We start from the raw sequence: 3,027 nt of genomic DNA on the forward strand, positions 1-3,027 counted from the left end.
GACGGCGGCGGCGTGTGCGAGGGCCGGTGCCCGGGCGGGCGTGGCGGGCCCGGCGCGGTCAGTTCGCGGGCCGGTTCGCCAGGTCCTCCAGTTCCCCGGCGGTCTGCCGGGGGGTGGGTTCGCCCATGGCCTCCATGCCCGTTGGCAAGCGTTTCCATTCCTCCAGGGCGGCGAGGTAGGCGGTGCGGGCCGCGCGCGGCTGGGCGGCGCCCGCGTAGTCGCGGCCCAGCCAGTGGTGCGCCTGGGCGGTGCGCGAGACGGCCGTGGCGCGCTCGCGGTCGCTCGTGGCCTCCTCCTGCGCGCGGCGCCCGGCGCGGGCGGCGGCGCGGAAGACGTCGGCAGCCTCCCCGTACCGGGCGAGGCGGCTCGCGCCGGTCGCGGCGAGCAGGAGGCACTGCCCCCACTCCAGGTGCGCCGTCGCCGCCGCGAGGGGCGCGCGGGTGCGGCGGGCGGCGAGCCCGAGGTGGAACTCGGCCTCGCGCAGGTCCACGCGGTCCCCGGTGAGGTGGTGGCGGTGGACGAGGGCGCGGCCGAGGAGGAGTTCGCGGTGCGGGGCCGCGCTGTGCCCGCTGCCGGTCTCGGTGAGGCAGCTGCGCAGCACCTGCACGGCGCGGTTGGCCTGCGCGAGCCGGGCCGGGGCGTCGCCGTCGCCGACGCGGGTGCGGTCCAGGAGGGTCTGGCCCCACTCCGCGAGGAGGCGCGCGTGCGCCGCGCTGTCGCGCGGGATGCCGGGCAGCGCCTGGTCGAAGTGCGCGGCGGCGGCGTCGAGTTCGGCGGGGTCGTGGCTCTCGGCCCAGCGGGCGCGGTGCAGGCGCGCGGTGCGGGCGAGGAGTTCGCTGCGGTGGCGGGCGCGGGCGGCGGGGAGCGCGGCGGCGAGCCGGCGGGCGGCCTCGGCGAGCCCTTCGGGGCCGGAGGCGAGGAGGGCGTCGACGAGGTCGAGGACGACGGCGGGCCGGTCCTCGGTGCGCAGCGCGGACTCGTCGTCGGCCGCGGGCACGACGTCGAGGGCGGTGCGCAGCGAGTGCGCGGCGCGGCGGGCCCGGACGCGGGCGTCGGCGCCGGTGCCCGCGAGCCCGGCGAGGCGCAGCAGGAGCCGGCCGTGGGCGAGGGCGAGCAGGGCCGGGACCTCGTCCCGCTCGCCCACGCGCGCGTCGGCGAGCGCTTCGAGCATCCCGACGCCGCTCTGGAGCAGCGAGCTGTCGCCGCTGATCCGGAACTGGCTCTCCAGGACGCCGACGCGCTCCAGGGTGAGCCGCAGCGCGTGCGCGGGGTCGAGGCCGTTCCTTGGCGCAGGCGGCGGCGTACTCGCGTTTTTTTTTTGCGCGGGGGGGCGAGCGCGTCGGTCCGGGAGCCCTGGCGGCGCGCCTCCTCGGCGAGCGCGGCGAGCACCTGGGCGAGGACGGCGCGGTGCGCGGGGGCGCGCGAGGCGGCGACGGCCGCCTCGGCGTGGCCGCGCGCCTCCTGGAGCATCGCCTCGCCGCGCTCGACGCGCCACAGCCGCAGCAGGGTCGCCGCGCAGGTGGCGAGGAGTTCCGGCGCGGGCTGCTGCTGCTGGCGCACGGCGCTGCGCAGGAGCTGGGCGGCGTCCATGAGGGACTGGACCATGCCGTGCCGCTCGTACTCGGCGACGAGCCCGTCCGCCGCGCCGAGCGCGGGGTGGGGGAGGCCGCCGTCCCCGGCGGGCACGGGCGAGACGGGCAGGAAGCGGCGCAGCACCTCGGCGGCGACCTCGGCGAAGGGCTGCGGCACGTCCTCGGGGCAGCGCGCGGCGGACTCCTCCTCGTCCCCGGTGTGCGCGAACTCCGCTTCCGCCGGGTCCTCGTACTCCTCGCCGGGGTCGCCGTGCCGGTCCCCGCCGGCGGGCGGCACCAGCGCGGGGCCGCCGTCGAGCTGGGCGAGGGCGAGGGCGGGGAAGTTCGGGCCGCCCTTGCCGAAGTGCTGGGTGACGTAGGCGGAGCAGTGCTTGAGGATGAGCGCGGCCTCGTCCCTGCCGAGGGGGCCGAGCAGCGCCTCGCGCACGCCGGGCGCGAAGGCGTACCAGGGTCCGATCGCGGGGACTTCACGCTTGCCAGATGAGGCTGCCGAGGGAGGATTCGCGAGTTCGGCGGAGCCTGGAGCCTGGGAGCATGTGCGCTGCACGAGCTGCATGACGGGCACTGAGACTCGGCGGCGGCGAGGTGGGTGGCGAGGCGGCCGGCGAGGGGGCGAGGCGGCGGCGCGGGAAGCGGCTGACGCGCTTGAGCGCGGGGATCTCCTCGCCGCGCGCGGGCTCCGCCCCGGCGGGCTGGTCGGCGCGCACCCAGCCGATGGCCCCGGTGACGGCGCCGCCGCCGCGGCCGGTCATGAGCCGCGCCCAGGAGGCGAGCGCGGCCGGCACGGGCGGGACGACGGGGACGGGCAGGGCCTCGGGCGAGGGGCGGGCCGTGTCCTCGGCGACCTGGAGCCGCCCGGTGCCGGTGCGGGTGAGGCGGCCGAAGACGACGGGGAGCCTGGTGCGGTTCCACAGCCGCTGCGGGAGCGGCTGGAGGACGGAGACGGGGCCGGAGCGGGCGAGGCGGTGCAGCAGCCGGTGCCCCTGCCCGCTGCGCCACAGCTCACCCGCGCAGTCGCTCACGACGAGGATGAGGCTGCGCGCGGTGGGGTCGGTGAGGCGCTCGGGGGCGTAGCGGGGGCCGTCGCCGGGGGCGGCGGAGAGGGCGACGGGGGCGCCCGGGCCGGGGCCCTCGTGGAGGTAGTGGCAGCGGATGCCCGCGAAGGCGCCGAGCTGCGAGAAGACCTGCCGCAGCTCCTCGAACATCCGCTCCCACACGCGCATCGAGGGGGAGGCGTCGAGGACGAGGTGGAGGGTCGCCTCACGGCGCTCGACGGTGCGGTAGACGGGGAGGACGAGGCCGCCCGCGCGGGCGGAGAGTTCGGCGGTCGCGGTCTCGTCGAGCACCTTGCGCCGCCGGGTGCCCGCGGTGCGGAAGCGCTGGAGGGGGCGCAGGGCGCGCTGGAGGTCGAGCGTGGAGCCGAAGGCGGGCGCGG

3 protein-coding genes are annotated in these 3,027 nt (G+C 78.9%); 1 reads left to right on the forward strand and 2 read right to left on the reverse strand.

The window, feature by feature from the left end:
• Positions 1 to 58 precede the first annotated feature (58 nt).
• Positions 59 to 1,171 carry a hypothetical protein gene (locus tag SSBG_RS34345; protein ID WP_234010408.1) on the reverse strand — a complete coding sequence of 371 codons (1,113 nt, stop codon included), beginning with the start codon at positions 1,169 to 1,171 and terminating at the stop codon, positions 59 to 61.
• Between the two features lie 113 nt (positions 1,172 to 1,284).
• On the opposite strand from SSBG_RS34345, the gene SSBG_RS34350 reads away from it, so the two are divergent.
• Complete coding sequence (locus tag SSBG_RS34350) at positions 1,285 to 2,076, forward strand: hypothetical protein (RefSeq protein ID WP_234010409.1); 792 nt, start codon at positions 1,285 to 1,287, stop codon at positions 2,074 to 2,076.
• Here SSBG_RS34350 and SSBG_RS34355 read toward each other — a convergent pair.
• Positions 2,060 to 3,027 (reverse strand): SAV_2336 N-terminal domain-related protein (locus SSBG_RS34355; RefSeq protein WP_267880257.1); only part of this gene is annotated, 968 nt, incomplete at its 5' end. The genes SSBG_RS34350 and SSBG_RS34355 overlap by 17 nt on opposite strands.

This window comes from Streptomyces sp. SPB074 (assembly GCF_000154905.1).
GTDB lineage: Bacteria > Actinomycetota > Actinomycetes > Streptomycetales > Streptomycetaceae > Streptomyces.